We start from the raw sequence: 20,574 nt of genomic DNA, 5'->3' as shown, positions 1-20,574 counted from the left end.
TTCAGTGACTGAGCCGGCGCTTTCGCGGGCAAGCCCGCTCCCACATTTTTTGGGCGTGTTTAGCCTGCTGATTGGGTAGCGCAGTCGGTGGGAGCCTGGTTTGCCAGCGATAGCGGGGCATCAGTCAGTAGCTTCAGTGACTGACCCGGCGCTTTCGCGAGCAAGCCCGCTCCCACATTTTTGGGCGTGTTTAGGCCGCTGATTGTGTAGCGCAGTCGGTGGGAGACTGGCTTGCCTGCTCCCATAGAAGTGCTCGCCAGTTAAAGATAGTTCGCCATGATCTGGTCGACGACGCCGTCTTTACGCAACTGGTCCAGCGCGGCCTGCAGCTTGGCCACCAGCTCGTCCGGGACCTCCTTGTTCAACGCGAGGTAAAGCTGCGCACTGTTGAACCGCAGTACGGTCTTGAGCCCGGTCACACCGACCTGACGCGCCAGGTAACGCCCGGCAGGATCACCGGTGGCCCAGAGGTCGATCTGGCCATCCATGAGCTTTTGCGCGTTGTCCTGGTCGCGCAGTACCACCAGCGGGTTGAGCCCCTGTTTCTCAAGGGTCTCGGCGATCGCATCACCCTTGTAGGCGCCGATCTTGTAGCGGCGCGCGTGCTCCAGGTCGGCCAGTTGGATCTTGCTGTCAGCCTTGGCCAGCATCACCCAATCATCCGGGCCGATCGGGCCGACCCACTTGAACAGCGCTTCGCGGTCCGGCAGTCGCGCCATCACGAATACCCCGTAGCCAGGCTTTTCCAGGGCGAGTTTGTAGATTCGTTCCCAAGGAAAACGCAGCGTGAGGTTGTAGGAAATGCCGGCGCGCTTGAAGGTCTCGCGGACGATGTCCACGGCGATGCCTTCGATGTTTTCTTCCTTGGCGAAGTTCTTGCCGTTCTTGGCCATGTTGTAGGGCGGGAAATTTTCCGTCAGCAACACCAGGGCGGCGTCAGACGGTTCTTCGGCGTGGGCCGAACCTGCCAACAAAAGGGAAGTACTGGCGAGGGCGAGCAGCAGGGTCTTGAACATGAAGGCTACCGGAATCCATGGCAAGCGCAGAGAGTGCCGCGCGCCCGCCATGGTGTCCAGCAACGTTTAGCGAACGACGATACCGCGCGCTGCCATGTAGGCCTTGGCCTCGGGAACGGTGTATTCGCCAAAGTGGAAAATACTCGCCGCCAGCACCGCGCTGGCGTGGCCTTCGATCACGCCGTCAGCCAGGTGCTGCAGGTTGCCGACGCCGCCGGAAGCGATCACCGGGATGCCCAGCGCGTCGCTGATGGCGCGCGTCACGCCCAGGTCGAAGCCATTTTTCATGCCGTCCTGGTCCATGCTGGTCAGCAGGATTTCACCGGCGCCCAGGCCTTCCATCTTCATCGCCCACTCCACCGCGTCCAGGCCGGTCGGCTTGCGACCGCCATGAGTGAAGATCTCCCAACGCGGGGTTTCGCCCGGGCCAGAGACTTTCTTCGCATCAATGGCGACCACGATGCACTGCGAGCCGAAGTGCTGCGCGGCTTCGCCGACGAACTCCGGGTTGAACACCGCAGCGGTGTTGATCGAGACCTTGTCCGCGCCCGCATTGAGCAGGTTGCGGATGTCTTGCACGGTACGCACGCCGCCGCCCACGGTCAGCGGGATGAACACCTGGCTGGCCATGCGCTCGACGGTATGCAGCGTGGTGTCGCGGCCGTCGACGCTGGCGGTGATGTCGAGGAAGGTAATCTCGTCGGCACCTTGCTCGTCATAGCGACGCGCGATTTCCACCGGGTCGCCGGCATCACGGATGTTCTCGAACTTGACGCCCTTGACCACGCGACCGTTGTCGACGTCCAGGCAAGGGATGATGCGTCTGGCTAAAGCCATTGACTTAATCTCCGATTAAGAAGCTTCAAGCTACAAGCGGCAAGCTGGAGCAGGTGTGCTTTGACTTGCAGCTTTCAGCTTACGACTTGGAGCTGTTCGCGTAGGCATCGCAGTAAGCCTGGGCTTCGGCGACGTCCAAAGTACCTTCGTAGATCGCGCGGCCGGTGATGGCGCCGATGATCCCGGGAGCCTTGGCGTCCAGCAGCGACTTGATGTCGCCCAGGTTGTGAATACCGCCGGAGGCGATCACCGGGATCTTGGTGGCCGCCGCCAGTGCCGCGGTAAACGGCACGTTGCAGCCCTGCATCATGCCGTCTTTGGCGATGTCGGTATAAACGATGGCAGACACGCCGTCGGCTTCGAACTGTTTGGCCAGGTCGATCACCTGCACGGTGCTGATTTCAGCCCAGCCGTCGGTGGCGACGAAACCGTCCTTGGCGTCCAGGCCCACGATCACCTTGCCCGGGAACGCGCGGCAGGCTTCGGCGACGAACGCCGGATCCTTCACGGCCTTGGTGCCGATGATCACGTAGCTCACGCCCGCCTTGACGTAGTGCTCGATGGTTTCCAGGGAGCGGATACCGCCGCCGATCTGGATCGGCAGGTTCGGGTAGCGCTTGGCGATCGCGGTCACTACTTCGCCATTGACGGGCTGGCCTTCGAAGGCGCCGTTCAAGTCCACCAGATGCAGACGACGGCAGCCACCTTCCACCCATTTGGCAGCCATGCTCACCGGGTCATCGGAGAACACGGTGGAGTCTTCCATGCGGCCCTGGCGCAGGCGTACACAAGCGCCGTCCTTGAGATCGATAGCGGGGATAATCAGCATGCTTTTTCCTTCGTCAAAAGAGTTGCGAGTTGCGAGCTATAAGCTGCAAGCAAGCACGCGTATCAATTCTTGCAGCTTGGCGCCTGACGCTCTCAGCTGCTCTTTTCAAGCGACCACAGGTCGCTTTCGATGCTTTCGAACCTTTCTTTAAGGAGCGTCTGCGTGTCGAAAATCGCCCTGTTGTAATAGTGCGGAGCCACTTCGGTGGTGAACAACTCAAGGATCTCGGCGACCTCGAACGAGCCCAGCTTGAGCTCGAAACGGTCTTCCATGAAGCGCTTGATCTTGAGGATCGCCTCACCCTCCTGCTCAGGCGTGAGGTTGAGCACCGGCAGCTTCGGCTTCTTGGCCATTTACCAGCGACCGTCCCAGGCGGCGAAGTTCTGCAGCAACTGCAGGCCATGGGTATGGCTCTTCTCCGGGTGGAACTGCACGGCAAACCGCGAGCCCTCGGCCAGCGCGGCGGCGAAGTCGACGCCATAATGCCCGCCACCCACCACCTGGCGCGGATTACCGGCGGCGATGTAGTAGCTGTGCACGAAGTAGAAACGCGCCATGTCAGGAATTTCGTGCCACAACGGGTGGTCGACGGTACGACGCACTTCGTTCCAGCCCATGTGCGGGACCTTCAGGTGTTCGCCGTCTTCGTGCAGGTCTTTGCCGAAGAACTTCACCTGGCCTGGGAACAGGCCGATGCAGTCGACGCCGTCGTTCTCCTCACTGCTGTCGAGCAAGGCTTGCATGCCCACGCAGATGCCGAGGAACGGGCGATCCTGGCTGACTTCGCGCACCAGGCTGTCAAAGCCCAGGCGACGGATCTCGGCCATGCAATCGCGAATCGCGCCGACGCCCGGGAACACCACGCGATCGGCTTCGCGAATCACGTTGGCATCGCTGGTGATCAGCACCTTGCCGGCACCGACGTGCTCGAGGGCCTTGGCCACCGAGTGCAGGTTACCCATGCCGTAATCGATAACCGCGACCGTCTGCATTACAGGACGCCCTTGGTCGATGGCATTTGCCCGGCCATGCGTTCATCAAGCTCGACAGCCATGCGCAGCGCGCGGCCGAAAGCCTTGAACACGGTTTCGATCTGGTGGTGGGTGTTGGTGCCGCGCAGGTTGTCGATGTGCAGGCTGACCAGTGCGTGGTTGACGAAGCCCTGGAAGAATTCCTGGAACAGGTCAACGTCAAACCCGCCTACGGTGGCGCGGGTATAGGGCACATGCATCTGCAGGCCAGGGCGGCCGGAGAAGTCGATGACCACGCGCGACAACGCTTCGTCCAGCGGGACATAGGCGTGGCCGTAGCGACGGATGCCTTTCTTGTCGCCGATGGCCTTGGCAAATGCCTGGCCCAGGGTGATGCCTACGTCTTCCACCGTATGGTGGTCGTCGATATGCAGGTCGCCCTTGCTGACGATATCCAGGTCGATCAGCCCGTGACGGGCGATCTGGTCCAGCATGTGCTCAAGAAAAGGTACACCGATATCAAATCGGGCCTTTCCGGTGCCATCCAGGTTGATCGAGGCTTTGATCTGGGTTTCCAGAGTGTCGCGCTCGACGGACGCCTTACGTTCGGCCATCACCAGCTCCGCAAAATCATTGGGCGAAAAAGGCAGCCATTATAGGGGCGCGGGCGCTAAACAGAAACATCGGAGGGGATAAGACTGATGGAGTGTCGACGATAGACATGTGCATACAGGTAAGAACCAGCTTTTGTGGGAGCTGGCTTGCCTGCGATGCAGACACCTCGGCTTTTCAGTTGCACCGAGGTGATGCCATCGCGGGCAAGCCCGGCTCCCACAGGAACCGCGCCCACAAAATTTTTGCGGTGTTAGTGGAACAGTACCGCGGTCTTCTGCAGGGTCACCCACACACCCCACGCCAACGGAATACCCACCACCAGCCAGGCGGCGATCGCCAACGGCTTGCTGCCCGCAGACGCCTTCCACTCCAGCGACGTAGAGGCATCGGTACCTTTGTCATGACCCAGCGCCTGTTCGGCGGCCAGTTCGGCATCGGTCATGAAGTACTTGTCGGCCACCGGACGCACCAGCAGGTTGCAGAGGAAACCCAGCACCAGCAGCCCCGCGAGGATGTACAAGGTGATGTCGTAGGCCGCAGCGCGATCCACGCCGATGCTCAACTGGTACTCACGCAGGTAGTTCACCAACACCGGGCCGAGTACGCCCGCAGCGGCCCAGGCGGTCAGCAGGCGACCGTGGATCGCGCCGACCATCTGGGTGCCGAACAGGTCGGCCAGGTAAGCCGGGACGGTCGCAAAACCACCGCCGTACATCGACAGGATGATGCAGAACGCGGCCACGAACAGCGCCACGTTGCCCAGGTGCCCCAGGTTCGGGATCAGCGCGTACAGGGCAAAGCCCAGGGCGAAGAACACGAAGTAGGTGTTTTTACGCCCCAGGTAGTCGGAGAACGACGCCCAGAAGAACCGACCACCGATGTTGAACAGGCTCAACAGACCGGTGAAGCCCGCGGCAATTGCCGCAATTGAAGCCAACTGACCGGCATCAAGCTGGCCGAATGGCACGTCCACACCCAGCAACTTGCCGCCGAAGACTTCCTGCAGCAGTGGCGAAGCCATGCCGAGGATGCCGATACCTGCGGACACGTTCAGGCACAGCACCAGCCACACCAGGCGAAATTGCGGGGTTTTCCACGCCACATTCACGTGCACGTGACGGTGGGTGATCATCGCGTTGCTGGCTTTTTTCGCTGGCGCGGTCCAGCCCTCAGGCTTCCAGCCGGTCGGCGGAACGCGGTACAGCAGCGCGCCGGCGATCATGAACACGAAGTAAATCGCCGCCATGACCACAAAGCTCTGCCACACGCCCACGCTGGTCGGCGTGGCAAAGTGGCCCATCAGCGCTGCCGCCAGGGGAGCGCCAACCATTGCGCCGCCGCCGAAGCCCATGATCGCCATGCCGGTGGCCATGCCGCGCTTGTCCGGGAACCACTTGATCAGGGTCGACACCGGCGAGATATAGCCCAGGCCCAGGCCGATACCGCCAATGACCCCGGAGCCGATCCACATCAGCCAGATCTGGTGGGTATAGATACCCAGCGCCGAGATCAACAGGCCGCCACACCAGCACAGGGCCGATACAACCCCGGCTTTACGAGGCCCGGCATGTTCCAGCCAGCCGCCCCAGATCGCTGCCGAGCAGCCCAGGAAAATGAAGAACAGGGTGTAGATCCAGCCCAGCATGGAGATGGGCCAGTCGCATTGGGACGAGAAGACTTGGGCGATGAACCCCATGTCCGGCGCACAGGCGACCGGTTTGGTGATGCCCAGTGCCTTGGACAGTGGCAGCCAGAACACCGAGAAACCGTAGGCCATGCCGATGCACAAGTGGATGGCCAGGGCGGCCGGTGGAACCAGCCAGCGGTTGAACCCGGGCTTGGCGATAATGCGCTCCTTGGACAGGAACGCAGGCTGTGCGGCAGTATGACCTGCTGCAGTGCTAGTGCTCATTGGTGTTTCCCCCAGTTGTTAGTATGTGTCCGTCAGGCGCTCTCTCCCTCGGCCTTGCACGCAAAGCGTTGGCCGTTGTTGTTGAGTAAAGCTCCTTTTAAGCGCGACGTTGTGTCGCAGAAGGCAGACGAACCTGCGCAGATTAGCACCTGTGGATGACAGAAAAACCAAACTGATATCACCTTTTTCAGGAAATCTGTTTTGTTTGACGCCAGAAACCCGTTCCCGCGCCCCTGGATACAATGTAACGATCCGCGAACTGACGCGGGCCGTCGGGCGTTATACTCTGCGGCTAAATTTTGAAATCGACATACAAGGACTCGCCCATGAAAGCGTTCGGCAAAATCCTGGGTCTGGTACTTCTCGGGCTGTTGCTGATCATTGTGGCTCTGGGCTTTGCCCTGACCCATCTCTTCGATCCCAACGACTATAAAGACGAGATTCGCCAGATAGCCCGCGACAAGGCCCACATCGAGCTGACGCTCAATGGCGATATCGGCTGGAGTTTGTTCCCCTGGCTCGGCCTTGAACTGCACGAAGCCAGCGTCGCGACCCTGACCAACCCGACTCAGCCGTTCGCAGACCTGCAGATGCTGGGCCTGTCGGTGCGCGTGCTGCCGCTGCTGCGCCGCGAAGTCCAGATGAGCGACGTGCGTGTCGAAGGCCTCAATCTGCGCCTGACCCGCGACAAGCAAGGCCACGGCAACTGGGAAGACATCGGCAAGAACGTGTCGTCGGCCAGCACCGGCGCACCCGCACCGACCGAGCAACCTGCCGAGACCGAGCCGGAAAAACCGTCAAAGCCGATCCGCCTGGATATCGACAGCCTGACGGTCAACAACGCCCGCGTCGAATACAACGATGAACAGACCGGCAAGCAGTTCAGCGCCGAAAGCATCCAATTGAGCGCCGGTGCCGTGCACGAAGGCGCGAGCATTCCGGTGAAGCTCACCGCCTTCTTCGGCAGCAACCAGCCGGTGATGCGCGTCAAGACCGAGCTCAACGGCAACCTGCGCATCCAGCGCGCCCTCAAGCGCTACCAGTTCGAGGACATGAAAATCACCGGAGAAGCCACGGGCGAGCCGCTGCAAGGCAAGACAGTGACCTTCTCCACCCAGGGCCAGTTGCTGGTGGACCAGGCGGCGAATATCGCCGAGTGGACCAACCTGAAGCTGTCGGCCAACCAGCTGCGCGCCTTGGGCGAGCTGAAGGTCAATGACCTGGACAAGACCCCGCAATTCAGCGGCGCGCTGTCCATTGCCCAGTTTGACCTGGCCAAGTTCCTCGACAGCGTCGGCCACCCGTTGCCGCCGATGGCGGACGGCAGCCTGAGCAAGGTCGAGCTGGTCAGCCGCCTCAAGGGCACGCCAAACAGCGTGGCGCTGGAAGACCTGAACCTGAAACTCGACGGCAGCACCTTCACCGGCCGCGTTGCCGTGGACGATTTCGCCAAGCAGTCGCTGCGGGTTCAGCTCAAGGGCGACACCTTCAACGCTGACAACTACCTGCCGGCCAAGTCCGATTCCGCCAAAGGCGCGAGCGCCGCCCGCCAGGCCGAAGTGCAGAACAGCGAAGCCGGGGCCATGGCCGCCGGTGGCACTACACCGCTGCCGGACGCGCCCACCAAAGGCGCCTGGAGCACCGACAAGCTGCTGCCGCTGACGCACCTGCGCACCCTGGACATAGACGCCGACCTCGCCTTCGGCCAGCTGACGCTGAGCAAGCTGCCGATCCAGAACGCGGCACTGAAAGCCTCCGGCGTCGACGGCCAACTCAAGCTGGACACCCTCAGCGGCGGTCTCTACAACGGCACGTTCCAGGCCAACGGCAACCTCGACGTGCGCCAGGACATCCCGGTCCTCGCGCTGCAAACGCATATCAAGCAGGTGCCGGTTGAACGCATCCTGCAGGCCCAGGGGCAGAACCCGCCGGTCAAGGGCCAGATCACTCTCGACAGCAACCTCAACGGCCGTGGCAACAGCCAGAAGGCGCTGATCGACAGCCTCAACGGTACCGCCAGCTTTGTGATCAACAACGGCGTGCTGCTCAACGCCAACCTCGAACAGCAACTGTGCACCGGCATCGCCCTGCTCAACCGCAAGACCCTGAGCAGCACGCCCCAGGGCAAGGACACGCCCTTCCAGGAGCTGCGCGGCAACCTGACATTCCGTAACGGCATGGCCAGCAACCCCGACCTGAAAGTGCGCATTCCAGGGTTGACGGTCAACGGCAACGGCGACGTCGACTTGCGCGTACTCGGCATGGATTACCGCGTCGGCATCATCGTCGAAGGCGACCAGCGCGATACGCCGGACCCGGCCTGCCAGGTCGGCTCCAACTTCCAGAACATCGAAGTACCGCTGCGTTGCCGTGGCCCGCTGGAACTGGGCGCCAAGGCCTGCCGCCTGGACAAGGACGGCCTGAGCCAGGTCGCGATCAAGGCAGCCGGCAACAAGCTCAGCGAGAAGCTGGAAGAGAAACTCGACAAGGTAAACCCGCAGTTGAAAGACGCGTTGAAAGGCCTGTTCAAACGATGAGAAACGAGCAGTTTTCAGAGGCCGTACTCAACTGGTACGACCGCCACGGTCGCCATGACCTGCCCTGGCAACAGGGCATCACGCCTTACCGGGTGTGGGTCTCGGAGATCATGCTGCAGCAGACCCAGGTGAGCACCGTGCTCAACTATTTCGACCGCTTCATGGCCTCGTTGCCAACGGTCGAGGCCCTGGCTGCCGCGCCGGAAGATGAAGTGCTGCACCTGTGGACCGGCCTGGGGTACTACACCCGGGCGCGCAACCTGCAAAAGACCGCGAAGATCGTCGTGGCCGAGTACGGCGGCGAGTTTCCCCGGGCTGTCGAAAAGCTCACCGAACTGCCGGGTATCGGCCTGTCCACCGCCGGCGCAATTGCCAGCCTGAGCATGGGCCTGCGCGCGCCGATCCTCGACGGCAACGTCAAGCGCGTGCTGGCACGCTTTACCGCGCAGGAAGGCTATCCAGGCGAGCCCAAGGTGGCGAAGCAGCTGTGGGCCACCGCAGAACGCTTCACTCCGCATGACCGCGTCAACGCCTACACCCAGGCGATGATGGACATGGGCGCCACCCTCTGCACCCGCAGCAAGCCCAGTTGCCTGCTGTGCCCTCTGGAAAAAGGCTGCGAAGCCCATATGCTCGGCCTGGAGACGCGCTACCCGATCCCCAAGCCGCGCAAGAGCATCCCGCAGAAGCGCACGCTGATGCCCTTGCTGGCCAATGCCGAAGGCGAAATCCTGCTTTACCGGCGCCCATCCACCGGCCTGTGGGGCGGTTTGTGGAGCTTGCCGGAGCTGGACGACCTCACCGACCTGGAACACCTCGCCCACCAGCACGCGCTGGCACTGGGCAAACAGCAGGAACTGCCGGGGCTGATCCACACCTTCAGCCACTTCCAGCTGGCCATCGAACCCTGGCTGGTCCAGGTCGAGGAATCCGCCCATCACGTGGCCGAGGCCGACTGGCTCTGGTATAACCTCGCCACCCCGCCGCGCCTGGGCCTTGCCGCCCCGGTCAAGAAACTGCTGAAGCGCGCGGCCGACGTATTGAATGCAGGAGTGTCGTCATGACCCGCACCGTAATGTGCCGCAAGTACAAAGAACAATTGCCCGGCCTGGAACGCCCTCCGTACCCAGGTGCGAAAGGCCAGGACATTTTCGATCACATCTCCGCCCAGGCATGGGGCGACTGGCTGAAACACCAGACGCTGCTGATCAATGAAAAACGCCTGAACATGATGAACGCCGAAGATCGTAAATACCTGTCAGGCGAAATGGACAAGTTCTTTTCCGGCGAGGATTACGCCAAGGCCGACGGCTACGTGCCGCCTGCTCAATAATTGATCAAAAACCGGGGTCGGCACGTAAGCGACGGTAATAATTAAATATTTTTTGAAAACTTGCTTGACGACCCCCTGAAAAACCCGTTTAATGCGCCCCGTTGCCCAGATAGCTCAGTCGGTAGAGCAGGGGATTGAAAATCCCCGTGTCGGCGGTTCGATTCCGTCTCTGGGCACCACTATTAAGTTTCAGGTGGTGCAAATATCATCTGAAACACACAAGAAACCCGCCTAGTGCGGGTTTTTTGTTGCCTGCGATTTCTAAGCGCCCCCCCCCAATAAGCCCAAACACATTCGCTGGCGAGACACCGACCTGATGCGCCCTGCAAGGGGGCCGCTTTACCACCGTCATCCAGACCTCTTCCGACCGCGGCCTGCGACCTGCACTTGAGTTCACCCCTGCAGATTCCACGACAGCGCAAAAAGGCCCAGTTCGGAGGCTATGCTCATGATTACCATGAGAATCGACCTTTTCATCTCAAGCACGCTTCCACATCCGAAAATGCGACGAAGCTGAACACCACTTCATTTCCGATATTTTTCACTTACCTGAACTGCTATTTTGAGATAACGCAGGACCTATTGAGGTCCTCAAAGCCTAATCTGCGGGCACCAAGGCATCCTATTTTTGAGATAATCAAAATCCAATTAGAGATTTTTTTGAAATGGCCGAGTTTCTTCACCACGATCTGGAGCTTTTGAATCCCTCGTTCGACTCGGGCCTGGTTGACGTACTGGGCGAACTGGAACACCTGAGGCGCCTGCAACTCGGCGGCGATACACCGCCTGCGGTGTTCTTTCAGTTGAAAGACCTCTTCCACACGTTGGAAAGCTTGGGTTCCGCTCGTATTGAGGGTAACCACACCACATTGGCCGATTACATCGAAAGCAAAGTTGATGGAACAGCTGAAGGCTCCGACCAGTTGCGTGAAATCGCAAACATCGAAAAGGCCATGGACTACGTCGAAAGCATCGTACAGCCAGGTGCCGACCTGACCGAATTCGCCATCCGAGAACTTCACTCGATCACGGTTCAAGGACTACAACGTGAAGGTGATCGCACACCAGGCGCGTACCGTGAGGCGGGGGTGCGGATTGCCCAGTCAGATCACCTTCCACCGGATGCCGTCATGGTGCCGGGGTACATGCAAGAGCTGGTCGCCTTCATCAATAAACAAGATGCGCCCAAATATGACCTGATGAAGGTAGCACTGGCTCATCATCGATTCGGCTGGATTCACCCCTTCGGCAACGGGAATGGCCGCGTCGTGCGCCTTCTAACCTACGCACTGCTGATGAAGTACGGTTTCAATGTCAGCGCAGGAGGGCGAGTACTCAACCCGACGGCCGTGTTCTGCATCGATCGGGAAAAGTATTACGCGATGCTTTCCACCGCAGACACAGGCACCAAAGACGGCCTTGAGGCCTGGTGCACGTATGTCCTCGCGGGTATCAGGGACGAACTGGAAAAAGTCAGCAGGCTCACCGACTACGGCTACCTGACCAAGCACATCCTCGCTCCCACCGTTTCAATGGCAAAGGAACGCGGATGGATCACCCCCCTCGAGGAGAGAATCCTGAGTACAACCATACAACTGAAAGTGGTCAAGTCGAGCGACATCGCCGAGACCCTCCCGAAACTGTCCAGCCCGCAAAGGACCTACCAGATAAAAAAACTGGTCGATCAAGGCATGCTGCGCCCCATAAACCCAGGCGCGCGGCAATATACCATCGGGTTCTCCAACAACTATCTGATCAGGGGCGTGATCAAATCTCTGCGCGACGAAGGCTTCATCCCCGAGCAACTGGATAAGCCCTATATATGACCGAAGTCGCTACTCGCCGAGCCCCCATTCCACATCAGCGTCACCACCCACCCGCTCTTGGTCGGATGGCTGGGAGCCATGCTCGTGCATCCGATCAGCCCCCTCACGTGACCGGCAGGCGGATAGCCCGTCACTGACTCACTCCAACAAAAACACCATCAGGGGATTGTCGTTCAAGCGCCCCTCAAAGCTTGGCGCCAGATGCTCCAGGGGCGTGCCCTTGAGCAGCGCGGTTTCCTTGCGCGCCACAATGACCCACGCCGGGCGGGGCAGAGTGTCCAGCCGCGCAGCGTCGGCGCTACTGACAAACAACGGCTGCTCGTCATGCTCCAGGTTCATCATGTAGCGCACTGCCCAGGTGTCCCGGCCGAGATTCACAAATACCAGCGGCCCCGGTTGCGCCACGCGCAGGGCTTCCACCTGGCTGACAAACTGGCGGGTGTCGAACTGCAGGTCCTTGGCGGGCTCCACTACCGTCACCAGCACCAGCCACTGCGCCGCGAGTGCGAACACGCTGAGCCACACCAGCCGCCCTGCTCGCCGCCAGGCAAGCAGGGCCGCGACTTGCAGGATCACCAAGCCACCGATCAACAACGGCAGCGAGACGCCCGGCCAGTAACCGTGTTTCTGCCAACTATGCCGACAGACAAACACGACAACCACGCACAACGCCGGCAGCGCCGCGACGAGCCCCTCGTAGCATCGGCGCACGCCAATCAGCCATCCTTGCGCCTGGAGCAGCCCATAGGCCGCGACAGCGGCAAACATCGGCACCATCGGCAGGATGTAATAAGCGCGCTTGAAGTGCGGCACCGACAACCCGAGCAGGATCATCAAGCCGCAGGCGCCGAGCCGCACGACCAATTGCACATCATCGTCGAAGCGCTGCGCCCAGCGCTGGCGCAGGGCAACCAGTGTGGCCAGCGCCAGGGGCACCACGGGGAAATAGCGGTACAAGCTCAGCTGGAAGTAAAAATAGAACGGCTCACCGGTTTCATCGAGGCGCCCGCCCACCTGCATCTTGAACACCTCATCGGCAAACGGATCGCCGCCACTCAAGCGCGCGAGTTTCACCAGCAGCCACCAGCAGGCCGCCAGCAACACCAGGCCGACGATGCCGTGAATCAACACCTGCCTGACCCGCGCTCCAGGCCGGGCCAGTGCCCAGTACACGCACACCACGCCGCAGACTTCGATCAAGCCCAGCGGGCCGCGAATCGCAAAGCCGAGGACGAACAACGGGAACACGGCGAGTTGCCGCCACCGCGAGCCGAGGCGCTCGCCGCTGTGCAGCAAGTAGAAACTGCCCAGGCACAACAGCGCGACCATTTGGTCCAGGCACACCGAGCGCGACTTCTCCAGCAACTGGGTCGTCAGCAGGGTCAACAGCACGGTAAGCAGCGCCCAACTGCGACCGTACGGCACCAGCAGGCGATAGATCAGCGCCACCACCCCGGCCGAGGCTAGCGCGGTCGGCAGGATATTCGCCAGATGGTTAGGCGCGCCGAACAACCGGGCGAAGACAAAACTGAAGAACGTCGCGGTGCCGGGATAGTCCGCGTAGGGCTGCCCGTAGGTGGTGGGGAAAAGACTCGCGCCATGGCGAAACATTTCCTGCAGGAAAAGCGCCCAACGCCCGTCAAATCCTTGCGGCTGCTGATCCCAGATGCCCAGGGTAAACAGCAACAAGGCAAGCAGGAAAATGCCCAGGGATTCCATGCGAAAACGGTTGCGATGATCCATCAGTAGACCTGTCAGGTAGGGAGCGCCAACCTATGTTGCCGAGCGAGCCCCTGAATAGCGCCTGAACAAACCTGAACATTTGCGCTTTTACCGACCTGCGGGCCACACCGCTTTGGGAATCAGCCTAACGTAAATCAGCTCACCCACCAGTTCGACCAGGGTTTGCAGGATGACCGCCGTCGCCGCCAGCCCTCGCACGTCTTCCGGCAAGGCCAGCGCCAGGGGCAGCACCACCAGCGAATTACGCGTTGACGCGCTGAAGGTCACCGCCCGTGCCGTTGCCGCCGGCAGCGCGAACAGCCGCGCCGCCAGCGCGCCCATCAGCGGCGCCAGCACCAGGAAGCCGACATACACCGGGATCACCGGCAGCAGCAGGTTGATGTCGCGCACCACCGAGGTGATTTGCGAACCGATCACCACCAACAGCACCGCTGCCATCGCCGGCACCGGCAGCCACGCCCAGGCGCTGTTCCAGGCATTGATGAGCGCCGACTTGCGCGCCAGCGACGTCGTGATCACCGCGAGCACCATCGGCAGCACAATCAACCACAGGAACGCCTCGATAAACGGCTCCGCCGCCACCACGACCTCGGACTGCGCGCCCAGCATGAAACCCAGGTACAGCGGCAACAGCAGCAACTGCAGCAGCAACAGCACCGGCGTCGCCGCCAGCATCAGTCGCGCATCACCTTTGCCGATGTGGGTGAACACCACCACGTAGTCGATACACGGCGTGAGCAACACCAGCAAGGCGCCCACCAGCAACGCCGGGCGCTCCACCAGGCCACGCGTCAACGCCCACACCAGCAACGGCACCAGGATGAAATTGGCCAGCAGCAACGCCCCGAGGAAGCGCCTGTTGCCCAGGCCCTGACGCAGATCCAGAAAAGGGATTTGCAGGAACATGGCGTACATCAAGACCGCGATGGCAGGCGTGACCAGCGCACCCAGCCCATGCTCCCAGGACGGCGCAAGCAGGCCGAAGGCGACGGCCAGAATGACGGCGACGAAGTAGACCGGGATCTGGTTGTGCTCGAGGGTGTCGCGGGTCATGGACTGACTCCGGTTGATCAAAAGTTCGTAAGCCTAAGCACCCCGGGGGATAAGGTCGAGCATCGCAATAATTCCTGCGCCTGTGCCGGGCGAAATTTGTTAATTTCGGCTGACTATAAAAGCGCATGGGCCTTCCAGCCTACATCGAAGCGCAAGGATCGAGTCGACCTATGAACCTGCCCACCCGACCTGCCCCAGAAGCATTCCGCGAGCCCGCTGCCGACGGCCACCTTCTCGGCGGCTTCACCTGGCGCCACGTCCGAACCGACCTGGCGCGCCCCGCCGTGATCATCAACGCCGCCACCTCGGTGCGCTGCCGCCATTACTCACGCTTCGCCGATTACCTGTTCGCCCACGGCTTCGACGTGATTACCTACGACTACCGAGGCATCGGCGAATCCCGCAGCGGTTCATTGCGCGGCTTCAAGGCCTCGTGGTCGGATTGGGGCGCGCTGGATTTCGAGGCGATCCTGCAGCGGGTGCAGCGGGAGTTTCCGGGCCAGCCGATTGATGTGGTCGGCCACAGCTTCGGCGGTTGTGCGGCAGGGCTCGCCGCCTCAGGGGCCGCGATCCGGCGGATCGTCACGGTGGGCGCGCAGTTCGCCTACTGGCGCGACTACCAGGCGAGCGGGCGCTGGCGGATGTTTGCCAAGTGGCATGTAGTGATGCCGCTGGTCACCGCGCTGTGCGGGTACTTCCCGGGCAAGCGGCTGGGCTGGCTGGAGGACACGCCGGCAGGCGTGGTACGCGACTGGAGCACGCCGACGCCCAGGTACGAAACGCGGCCCAGCGGTCGCGCGCTGGCGGGCTTGCCGTTCAGTCGTGTGAGCGCGCAGATCCTGGCGATCAGCATCACCGATGATCCGTTTGGCACAGTGCCGGCGATTGAGCGATTACTGGACTACTTCGACGGCAGCGAACGCACTCACCTGCGGATTGCGCCTGAAGATATCGGCGAAAAACAGGTCGGACATTTCGCGTTCTTTCGCAGCGAGTATCAGGATCGGCTGTGGCCGATTGCATTGGCGTGGCTGCAAAACGGCGAATTAACCGCAGATACCCTTGGGATTCCCCCCAACCTGCGCTTCAATACTCATCCCAGATCCTCAGGACGTTGAGCCCATGGCCTCGCCAAACAAGCAGCAAAAACGCGCCCAACGGGCAAAGGCCAAGGCCAAGCAGAACCGTACCCAGCGCGCCGTCGCGAGCAAGCCGGATGCGTTTGCCGGCGATGACAGCCGCATTGACCTTGAATCGGTGGATTTGACTGAGCTGTTCGTCGAGATGCGCACAGCCGGCGAGATCAGCCAGCAGGCATTGTGTGCAGTGTTCCTGGCGCACCCGTTGCTGGCGCTGGTGCTGGAGCAGGAAGGCGAAGAGGAAGCCACCGACTTCATCCTGGCGGCACTGATCGAATATCGGCAGTGGGCCACGGACACCGATGATGAAGCGGCTGCGCTGGCGTGGATCGAATCGCCGCAGTTCCAGGCGGATTACCTCGCGGCCTCGCAGGCACTGACCCAACTCTGACTTTGTAAAGCCGGCTTGCCGGCGATGGGGCCCTTGAAGACGCCATCGCCGGCAAGCCGGCTCTTACAGGCATTGGTGCAACCTAGCTAAGTGCTGCAGCGCCTACCCGCTGGGCCTTGCGACGGCTCGACACAAACAGCCCCGCCACGACCACCAGCAAGCTGAGGATACCGGTCGCGATGATCTCGACCCGGTGCGCTTCCTGGAACAGCATGATGGTCAGCGTGCCCACGATGAAGACCATCACTGCGTAGGTCAGGCCTGGGAACAGCCACATCTTGAACACAATCTTCTCGCCCGCCGCCGTGCGCTTCTGGCGCATGCGCAGTTGCGATACCGCAATCACCAGGTACACCAGCAACGCGATGGCACCGGAACTGGCCAGCAGGAACTCGAACACCGCCGCCGGGGCCACGTAGTTGGCAAACACTGCCAGGAACGCCGCGCCGGTCGACAGCAACACTGCCCAGTAAGGCGTGCCGCTCTTGTTGGTGCGCTTGGCGACTGCCGGTGCATCACCGCGACGACCTAGCGAGAACAGCATGCGCGAAGCGGTGTACAACGCCGAGTTCAGGCAACTGGTCACAGCGACCAGGACCACCAGGTCGACGATCAGCTTGGCATTCGGGATGCCCATGCGTTCCAGCACGGTCTGGTAGGAACCTACGGCGGCCAGGGTCGGATCGTTCCATGGCACCAGCGACACTACGATGAAGATCGACAACAGGTAGAACAAACCAATCCGCCAAATGACCGAGTTGGTGGCCTTGGTGATTTGCTGGCCTGGGTTCTTCGATTCGGCGGCGGCGATGGTGACGATCTCGGTGCCCATGAAGGAGAACATGGTGGTCAGGATCGCAGCCAAGACAGCGCCCATGCCGTTAGGCATAAAGCCTTGGGTGTCGAACAGGTGCGAAACGCCGCTGACCTGGCTGGTCGGCAGGAAGCCGAAAATCGCCGCGAGGCCGAGGATCACAAAGCCCACGATCGCCACGACTTTAATCAACGCAAACCAGAACTCGAACTCACCGTAGTTCTTCACGCTGAACAGGTTGGTCGCCGTCAGCAGCAAAGTGATGATCAGCGTAAAGGCCCAGATGGCCACATCCGGGAACCATGCATGCAGGATGGTCGCTGCGGCGTTGGCCTCCAAGGGGATGACCAATACCCAGAACCACCAGTACAACCAGCCGATGGTGAAACCGGCCCAATGGCCGATCGCGCGGTCGGCGTAGGTGGAGAACGAACCGGTGTCAGGCGAGGCTACGGCCATTTCGGCGAGCATGCGCATCACCAATACCACCAGCGTCCCCGCAGCGGCGTAGGCCAGCAGTACGGCAGGGCCGGCGGCAGCAATCGCGTGGCCGGAGCCGACAAACAAACCGGCACCGATGACGCCGGCAATCGACAGCATGGTGACGTGACGCGGTTTGAGCCCCTGTTCGAGGTCATTGGAGCTTTGCGTACTACTCATTGACACACCTTTACGAGGAATTGCGAAAACGGTCCGCCCGGCCTGAAATCTTTCTCGTGAAAAGAAACCAACAGGGCGTTCTTTATTTTTTACGCAAGATTTGCGCCAAAATGTTACAAGGGCGCGATTGGCGCGGGCTGTAGGATGATTCGACAGCAATCGCAAGTCATTGAGAACAATGGCATTCCGCTATAGCGTTACCGTGCGACTCACTTCCAAGGCCACCCAGCGCACCAAAAACACACACAAAAAGTACGTGACGCTCCATAAAAGGGCTGATAAGCACCGTTTGCCCGGTTAACCCTTCCAACACCCGCCCAAAGCTGGCACCATCGCGCCCTTTTTTACGCGAAGCCTGCGGTTTTACAGGTTCAAACGGTTGTTCGGTTGTTGATGGCGCGACACGCTGCTGTGCCGATGCGACACCCTGCCGCACACCGCCTGTTTACCGCCGGCCGCGCTGTTGGCTGCCATCAAGGCGCTATGCTAGCTTGGCGCCTCGCCAGGAAGGCGGCCCAACAGCAGGAACGCAATGAACACAATGAGGACCGCACATGGCCGAGGCCGCGCCCGCGCTTGAAATCCGCAACTTGCATAAACGCTATGGTGAGCTGGAGGTACTTAAAGGTATCTCGCTGACCGCTCGCGACGGCGACGTGATCTCGATCCTGGGTTCCTCCGGTTCCGGCAAGTCCACGTTCCTGCGTTGCATCAACCTGCTGGAAAACCCGCACCAGGGCCAAATCCTGGTCGCCGGCGAAGAGCTCAAGCTCAAAGCCGCGAAAAACGGCGAGCTGATGGCCGCCGACGGCAAGCAGATCAATCGCCTGCGCAGCGAAATCGGTTTTGTGTTTCAAAACTTTAACCTGTGGCCGCACATGAGCATCCTCGACAACATCATCGAGGCACCCCGCCGTGTGCTCGGCCAGAGCAAGGCCGAGGCGATCGAAGTCGCCGAAGCCTTGCTGGCCAAGGTCGGCATCAGCGACAAGCGCCACGCCTACCCCGCGCAATTGTCCGGCGGCCAGCAACAACGGGCGGCCATCGCGCGCACCCTGGCGATGCAGCCCAAAGTCATCCTGTTCGATGAGCCTACATCCGCGCTTGACCCGGAAATGGTCCAGGAAGTACTTAATGTGATCCGCGCGCTGGCCGAAGAAGGCCGCACCATGCTGCTGGTCACCCATGAGATGGGCTTCGCCCGCCAGGTGTCCAGTGAAGTGGTGTTCCTGCACCAGGGCCTGGTCGAAGAGCAAGGATCGCCACAGCAGGTATTTGAAAACCCGCTTTCGGCGCGCTGCAAACAATTCATGTCCAGCAACCGCTAACGGAGCAACATGCATGCAGAACTATAAAAAATTCCTTCTGGCCGCGGCCGTCTCGATGGCGTTCAGCGCCACGGCCATGGCAGAAACCTTGAAAATGGGGATCGAAGCGGCCTACCCGCCGTTCAACAATAAAGACGCCAGCGGTAACGTGGTCGGCTTCGACAAGGACATCGGCGACGCCCTGTGCGCCAAGATGAAAGTCGAAAAGTGCGAAGTGTATGTGTCCGACTGGGACGGCATCATCCCGGCCCTGAACGCCAAGAAGTTCGACTTCCTGGTGTCCTCGCTGTCGATCACCGATGAGCGCAAGCAGGCCGTCGACTTCACCGACCCGTACTACTCCAACAAGCTGCAGTTCATCGCCCCTAAAGCCACGACGGACTTCAAGACCGACGCCGCTTACCTGAAGGGCAAGGTCATCGGTGCACAACGCGCGACGTTGGCCGGTACCTACCTGGAAGACAAACTGCCGGAAACCACCGCCAAGCTCTATGACACCCAGGAAAACGCCTACCTCGACCTGACGTCCGGCCGCCTCGACGGGATGCTCGCCGACAAGTACGTGCAGTACGAATGGCTCAAGAGCAAAGACGGTTCCGCCTATGAATTCAAGGGCGACCCGGTGGTAGAAAGCGACAAGATCGGTATCGCCGTACGCAAGGGCGACCCGCTGCGCGAGCGCCTGAACAAAGCCCTGGCCGAGATCAAGGCTGACGGTACCTACAAGAAGATCAACGACAAGTACTTCCCGTTCAGCATCGAATGATCTGAACGGCCTGACCGGCGCGCCCCCTCGGGCGCGCCGGCTTTCAGCAATGCCTGCCGCGATATGAAAACACCATGAATTTCGATCTCTACGGATTCGGCCCGGCGCTCGCCGCTGGCGCGCTGATGACCGTCAAACTGGCGCTCACGGCCCTGTGCCTGGGGCTGGTGCTCGGCCTCGCCGGCGCCTTGGCCAAGACGTCCCCGTACAAGCCGCTGCAATGGCTTGGCGGTGCTTACTCGACCATCGTTCGCGGTATTCCCGAGTTGCTGTGGGTACTGCTGATTTATTTCGGCACGGTCAACCTGATGCGTGCCCTGGGGGAGTTCTTTGGCAACCCCGACCTTTCTTTAAGTGCCTTTGCTGCCGGGGTCATTGCCCTGGGCCTGTGCTTTGGTGCCTACGCCACGGAAGTATTCCGTGGTGCGATCCTCGCCATTCCCAAGGGCCACCGCGAAGCCGGTGTGGCATTGGGCCTGTCGAAGTTTCGCATCTTCACTCGCCTGATCATGCCGCAGATGTGGCGCATCGCTTTGCCGGGCCTGGGCAACCTGTTCATGATCCTGATGAAGGACACCGCGCTGGTGTCGGTGATCGGCCTTGAAGAAATCATGCGCCACGCGCAGATCGGCGTGACCGTGACCAAGCAGCCGTTCACCTTCTTCATGGTGGCCGCCTTCATGTACCTGGGCCTCACCGTCCTGGCCATGACCGGCATGCACTTCCTGGAAAAACGCGCCGCCCGCGGCTTTGCAAGGAGCACCCAATGAGCGGCGACTACAGCTGGCTGGCGCATTTCGACCT

The 20,574-nt window shown here is 61.0% G+C and carries 19 protein-coding genes and 1 tRNA gene; 10 read left to right on the top strand and 10 right to left on the bottom strand.

Features of this window, described 5'->3' with window-relative positions:
- Nucleotides 1-260 precede the first annotated feature (260 nt).
- From NTD80_RS28555 to NTD80_RS28525, 7 genes are all read right to left on the bottom strand, one after another.
- Nucleotides 261-1,016, bottom strand: a complete 756-nt coding sequence (locus NTD80_RS28555; RefSeq protein WP_213550273.1) for a substrate-binding periplasmic protein — start codon at nt 1,014-1,016, stop codon at nt 261-263.
- 66 nt (nt 1,017-1,082) lie between these two features.
- Complete coding sequence (gene hisF / locus NTD80_RS28550) at nt 1,083-1,853, bottom strand: imidazole glycerol phosphate synthase subunit HisF (RefSeq protein ID WP_064450246.1); 771 nt, start codon at nt 1,851-1,853, stop codon at nt 1,083-1,085.
- Nucleotides 1,854-1,932: 79 nt separating this feature from the next.
- Nucleotides 1,933-2,682, bottom strand: a complete 750-nt coding sequence (gene hisA / locus NTD80_RS28545) for a 1-(5-phosphoribosyl)-5-[(5-phosphoribosylamino)methylideneamino]imidazole-4-carboxamide isomerase (RefSeq protein WP_065899799.1) — start codon at nt 2,680-2,682, stop codon at nt 1,933-1,935.
- A gap of 92 nt (nt 2,683-2,774) precedes the next feature.
- On the bottom strand, nt 2,775-3,035 hold the full coding sequence (locus NTD80_RS28540; protein ID WP_065899797.1) for a DUF2164 domain-containing protein: 261 nt from the start codon (nt 3,033-3,035) through the stop codon (nt 2,775-2,777).
- The gene (gene hisH / locus NTD80_RS28535; RefSeq protein ID WP_145159878.1) at nt 3,036-3,674 is read right to left on the bottom strand and encodes an imidazole glycerol phosphate synthase subunit HisH; all 639 of its coding nucleotides are present in this window, start codon (nt 3,672-3,674) and stop codon (nt 3,036-3,038) included. It lies immediately after the preceding gene.
- Nucleotides 3,674-4,267 (bottom strand): imidazoleglycerol-phosphate dehydratase HisB, encoded by a 594-nt coding sequence (gene hisB / locus NTD80_RS28530; protein ID WP_017849940.1) that lies wholly within the window; start codon nt 4,265-4,267, stop codon nt 3,674-3,676. Before hisB ends, hisH begins: the two co-directional genes overlap by 1 nt.
- Nucleotides 4,268-4,518: 251 nt before the next feature.
- Nucleotides 4,519-6,180 (bottom strand): OFA family MFS transporter, encoded by a 1,662-nt coding sequence (locus NTD80_RS28525; protein WP_065899784.1) that lies wholly within the window; start codon nt 6,178-6,180, stop codon nt 4,519-4,521.
- 326 nt (nt 6,181-6,506) lie between these two features.
- On the opposite strand from NTD80_RS28525, the gene NTD80_RS28520 reads away from it, so the two are divergent.
- The 5 genes from NTD80_RS28520 (at nt 6,507) to NTD80_RS28500 (ending at nt 11,876) form a co-directional block, all read left to right on the top strand.
- Nucleotides 6,507-8,717: an AsmA family protein gene (locus tag NTD80_RS28520; RefSeq protein ID WP_262135673.1), complete on the top strand. Its 2,211-nt coding sequence runs from the start codon at nt 6,507-6,509 to the stop codon at nt 8,715-8,717.
- Entirely contained in the window at nt 8,714-9,781 is a 1,068-nt protein-coding gene (gene mutY / locus NTD80_RS28515; protein WP_262135672.1) for an A/G-specific adenine glycosylase, read from the top strand. The genes NTD80_RS28520 and mutY overlap by 4 nt, the downstream gene beginning before the upstream one ends.
- A complete protein-coding gene (locus NTD80_RS28510) occupies nt 9,778-10,050 on the top strand; it encodes an oxidative damage protection protein (protein WP_065899778.1) in 273 nt (90 codons plus the stop codon). Before mutY ends, NTD80_RS28510 begins: the two co-directional genes overlap by 4 nt.
- A gap of 103 nt (nt 10,051-10,153) precedes the next feature.
- A tRNA-Phe gene (locus NTD80_RS28505) sits at nt 10,154-10,229 on the top strand.
- A gap of 486 nt (nt 10,230-10,715) precedes the next feature.
- Nucleotides 10,716-11,876, top strand: coding sequence for a Fic family protein (locus NTD80_RS28500; protein WP_262135671.1), 1,161 nt, complete (start codon nt 10,716-10,718; stop codon nt 11,874-11,876).
- Nucleotides 11,877-12,014: 138 nt separating this feature from the next.
- Here the strand turns inward: NTD80_RS28500 and NTD80_RS28495 are convergent, their stop codons facing one another.
- Both NTD80_RS28495 and NTD80_RS28490 read right to left on the bottom strand, forming a co-directional pair.
- Nucleotides 12,015-13,619 (bottom strand): ArnT family glycosyltransferase, encoded by a 1,605-nt coding sequence (locus NTD80_RS28495; protein ID WP_262135670.1) that lies wholly within the window; start codon nt 13,617-13,619, stop codon nt 12,015-12,017.
- Nucleotides 13,620-13,706: 87 nt separating this feature from the next.
- Nucleotides 13,707-14,672, bottom strand: a complete 966-nt coding sequence (locus tag NTD80_RS28490) for an arsenic resistance protein (protein WP_262135669.1) — start codon at nt 14,670-14,672, stop codon at nt 13,707-13,709.
- A gap of 170 nt (nt 14,673-14,842) precedes the next feature.
- Between NTD80_RS28490 and NTD80_RS28485 the strand changes: the two genes are divergently transcribed.
- Both NTD80_RS28485 and NTD80_RS28480 read left to right on the top strand, forming a co-directional pair.
- Nucleotides 14,843-15,790: an alpha/beta fold hydrolase gene (locus tag NTD80_RS28485; protein ID WP_262135668.1), complete on the top strand. Its 948-nt coding sequence runs from the start codon at nt 14,843-14,845 to the stop codon at nt 15,788-15,790.
- Between the two features lie 4 nt (nt 15,791-15,794).
- Nucleotides 15,795-16,202 (top strand): hypothetical protein, encoded by a 408-nt coding sequence (locus NTD80_RS28480; protein ID WP_065899769.1) that lies wholly within the window; start codon nt 15,795-15,797, stop codon nt 16,200-16,202.
- An 82-nt stretch (nt 16,203-16,284) separates the two neighbouring features.
- On the opposite strand, the gene gabP is transcribed toward NTD80_RS28480, so the two are convergent.
- Nucleotides 16,285-17,676, bottom strand: coding sequence for a GABA permease (gene gabP, locus NTD80_RS28475; protein ID WP_065899768.1), 1,392 nt, complete (start codon nt 17,674-17,676; stop codon nt 16,285-16,287).
- Between the two features lie 554 nt (nt 17,677-18,230).
- On the opposite strand from gabP, the gene NTD80_RS28470 reads away from it, so the two are divergent.
- The 3 genes from NTD80_RS28470 to NTD80_RS28460 all read left to right on the top strand — a co-directional run bounded on the left by NTD80_RS28470 (nt 18,231) and on the right by NTD80_RS28460 (nt 20,540).
- Complete coding sequence (locus tag NTD80_RS28470; RefSeq protein WP_017138656.1) at nt 18,231-19,004, top strand: ABC transporter ATP-binding protein; 774 nt, start codon at nt 18,231-18,233, stop codon at nt 19,002-19,004.
- 13 nt (nt 19,005-19,017) lie between these two features.
- On the top strand, nt 19,018-19,770 hold the full coding sequence (locus tag NTD80_RS28465; RefSeq protein WP_065899767.1) for an ABC transporter substrate-binding protein: 753 nt from the start codon (nt 19,018-19,020) through the stop codon (nt 19,768-19,770).
- A gap of 74 nt (nt 19,771-19,844) precedes the next feature.
- Nucleotides 19,845-20,540 carry an ABC transporter permease gene (locus tag NTD80_RS28460; RefSeq protein ID WP_053253867.1) on the top strand — a complete coding sequence of 232 codons (696 nt, stop codon included), beginning with the start codon at nt 19,845-19,847 and terminating at the stop codon, nt 20,538-20,540.
- The last annotated feature ends 34 nt before the right edge of the window (nt 20,541-20,574 follow it).

Source organism: Pseudomonas sp. 13B_2.1_Bac1, assembly GCF_025466155.1.
Taxonomy (GTDB): Bacteria; Pseudomonadota; Gammaproteobacteria; order Pseudomonadales; family Pseudomonadaceae; genus Aquipseudomonas; species Aquipseudomonas aylmerensis.
Note: the sequence above shows the minus strand (reverse complement) of the source record. Positions and strands in the feature narration are given on the sequence as shown.

Excerpts from the sequence above, each read along its gene's own strand:
- gabP (WP_065899768.1), bottom strand. The coding sequence starts at position 17,676 with ATGAGTAGTACGCAAAGCTCCAATGACCTCGAACAGGGGCTCAAACCG.
- NTD80_RS28465 (WP_065899767.1), top strand. The coding sequence starts at position 19,018 with ATGCAGAACTATAAAAAATTCCTTCTGGCCGCGGCCGTCTCGATGGCG.
- NTD80_RS28485 (WP_262135668.1), top strand. The coding sequence starts at position 14,843 with ATGAACCTGCCCACCCGACCTGCCCCAGAAGCATTCCGCGAGCCCGCT.
- hisB (WP_017849940.1), bottom strand. The coding sequence starts at position 4,267 with ATGGCCGAACGTAAGGCGTCCGTCGAGCGCGACACTCTGGAAACCCAG.
- NTD80_RS28510 (WP_065899778.1), top strand. The coding sequence starts at position 9,778 with ATGACCCGCACCGTAATGTGCCGCAAGTACAAAGAACAATTGCCCGGC.
- NTD80_RS28460 (WP_053253867.1), top strand. The coding sequence starts at position 19,845 with ATGAATTTCGATCTCTACGGATTCGGCCCGGCGCTCGCCGCTGGCGCG.
- hisA (WP_065899799.1), bottom strand. The coding sequence starts at position 2,682 with ATGCTGATTATCCCCGCTATCGATCTCAAGGACGGCGCTTGTGTACGC.
- NTD80_RS28495 (WP_262135670.1), bottom strand. The coding sequence starts at position 13,619 with ATGGATCATCGCAACCGTTTTCGCATGGAATCCCTGGGCATTTTCCTG.
- hisH (WP_145159878.1), bottom strand. The coding sequence starts at position 3,674 with ATGCAGACGGTCGCGGTTATCGATTACGGCATGGGTAACCTGCACTCG.
- NTD80_RS28525 (WP_065899784.1), bottom strand. The coding sequence starts at position 6,180 with ATGAGCACTAGCACTGCAGCAGGTCATACTGCCGCACAGCCTGCGTTC.
- mutY (WP_262135672.1), top strand. The coding sequence starts at position 8,714 with ATGAGAAACGAGCAGTTTTCAGAGGCCGTACTCAACTGGTACGACCGC.
- NTD80_RS28500 (WP_262135671.1), top strand. The coding sequence starts at position 10,716 with ATGGCCGAGTTTCTTCACCACGATCTGGAGCTTTTGAATCCCTCGTTC.
- NTD80_RS28490 (WP_262135669.1), bottom strand. The coding sequence starts at position 14,672 with ATGACCCGCGACACCCTCGAGCACAACCAGATCCCGGTCTACTTCGTC.
- hisF (WP_064450246.1), bottom strand. The coding sequence starts at position 1,853 with ATGGCTTTAGCCAGACGCATCATCCCTTGCCTGGACGTCGACAACGGT.
- NTD80_RS28520 (WP_262135673.1), top strand. The coding sequence starts at position 6,507 with ATGAAAGCGTTCGGCAAAATCCTGGGTCTGGTACTTCTCGGGCTGTTG.
- NTD80_RS28470 (WP_017138656.1), top strand. The coding sequence starts at position 18,231 with ATGGCCGAGGCCGCGCCCGCGCTTGAAATCCGCAACTTGCATAAACGC.
- NTD80_RS28540 (WP_065899797.1), bottom strand. The coding sequence starts at position 3,035 with ATGGCCAAGAAGCCGAAGCTGCCGGTGCTCAACCTCACGCCTGAGCAG.
- NTD80_RS28480 (WP_065899769.1), top strand. The coding sequence starts at position 15,795 with ATGGCCTCGCCAAACAAGCAGCAAAAACGCGCCCAACGGGCAAAGGCC.
- NTD80_RS28555 (WP_213550273.1), bottom strand. The coding sequence starts at position 1,016 with ATGTTCAAGACCCTGCTGCTCGCCCTCGCCAGTACTTCCCTTTTGTTG.